Annotated in this window: 2 protein-coding genes; both read left to right on the top strand. The window is 61.8% G+C overall.

Annotated elements, in window-relative coordinates; all coding sequences use genetic code 11:
* The coding region (locus EN935_RS37445) for a substrate-binding domain-containing protein (RefSeq protein ID WP_127374315.1) at positions 1-627 on the top strand (627 nt) is incomplete at its 5' end.
* Positions 628-720: 93 nt separating this feature from the next.
* A partial coding sequence (locus tag EN935_RS37440) for a DUF2291 family protein (RefSeq protein ID WP_127374314.1) occupies positions 721-1,051 on the top strand: 331 nt, incomplete at its 3' end.

Below are 1,051 nucleotides of genomic sequence, written 5' to 3'. Positions count from 1 at the left end.
GCCGCAGGCATTCCATCCTTCCTGATCGACCGCGAGATCAACGCCACCGGCGTCGCCGTGGCGCAGATCGTCTCCAACAACTACCAGGGCGCCCAGCTCGGCGCGCAGGAGTTCGTCAAGCTGATGGGCGAGAAGGGCAATTTCGTCGAGCTGGTCGGCAAGGAATCCGACACCAATGCCGGCATTCGCTCCAAGGGGTATCACGACGTCATCGACGACTATCCGGATCTGAAGATGGTCGCCCAGCAGTCGGCCAACTGGAGCCAGACGGAAGCCTATTCCAAGATGGAATCGATCCTTCAGGCCAACCCCGACATCAAGGGCGTGATCTCCGGCAACGATACGATGGCGATGGGCGCCTATGCGGCACTTGCCGCGGCGAACCGCAAGGATGTCATCGTCGTCGGCTTCGACGGATCGAACGACGTGCGCGACTCCATCACGTCGGGCGGCATCAAGGCAACCGTGCTGCAGCCCGCTTTCGCGCAGGCGCAGATGGCGGTCGAGCAGGCCAACGACTTCATCAAGAACAAGAAGTCGCCGGCCAAGGAAAAGCAGTTGATGGACTGCGTTCTGGTCAATGGCAACAATGCGGCCAAGCTGGAGACCTTCGCGCTGACGAACTGAGCCCGCGTGAGATGAATAGCGAGGGGCGAACCCAGAGTCGCCCCTCGCCGCCATTTTCCGTGGACCGCCTACGATGCTGAACGACAGGCCGCCATGCTGAACACCAAGCCGAACTGGCCGATCCTTGCCGTGATGGTCGGCATCAGCCTGACCGCCTGCAAGATCCTGCCGACGAAATCGGGAGATGGCGGCAACGCTCCCGCCTTCAATCCCGACAAGATAGTCGAGGAGATCTGGGCGGCAAAGGTCGTGCCTTATCTCCAAGAGAAAGCCGGGCCGTTTGCGCAGGTTCACACCCTGGCGACAACCGATGCGGCCGCTGCCGGCGCCAAATACGGCAATCCGAACAAGCAGGCGAACTCGCCATGGACTTTCGCGGTTCGCCTGGAAGGCAGGATCGTGGCGGCGAACACACAGTCGCGCG

The organism is Mesorhizobium sp. M7D.F.Ca.US.004.03.1.1 (genome assembly GCF_003998635.1).
Taxonomy (GTDB): domain Bacteria; phylum Pseudomonadota; class Alphaproteobacteria; order Rhizobiales; family Rhizobiaceae; genus Mesorhizobium; species Mesorhizobium loti.
This window is presented reverse-complemented; position numbering and strand designations above follow the sequence as displayed.